Below are 231 nucleotides of genomic sequence, written 5' to 3'. Positions count from 1 at the left end.
GGCACGGTCTGGCCATTGCTCAGCCTCACGCGCTGAACTCGCCACGGAACGCTCGCTGCTGCGCCTGCGGTCATGTTGCCCAAGGCCTGGCTGATTCGTTCGCCCAGCTCTGCGAGAGAGGAAGGCATTAATGCCGCATTGGTCTTGAGCTTGCCATCCTTCATGGCCCCGCCTGAGGTTCCATCTGGCCCATCTCCATGACCATGCGGAACACCGCCCTTGGCTCCATCT

Annotated in this window: 1 protein-coding gene; it reads right to left on the bottom strand. The window is 61.9% G+C overall.

The annotated features are described in order from the left end of the window. Nucleotides 1-231, bottom strand: a 231-nt coding sequence (locus tag Q0V21_RS33045; RefSeq protein WP_301882612.1) for a hypothetical protein, incomplete at both ends; no start/stop codon positions are given.

The sequence above is a fragment of the Paenibacillus sp. 11B genome (assembly GCF_030487755.1).
GTDB classification, from domain to species: Bacteria; Bacillota; Bacilli; order Paenibacillales; family Paenibacillaceae; genus Paenibacillus; species Paenibacillus vandeheii.
The sequence above is the reverse complement of the archived record's forward strand: the minus strand, read 5'-3'. Positions and strand labels throughout refer to the sequence as shown.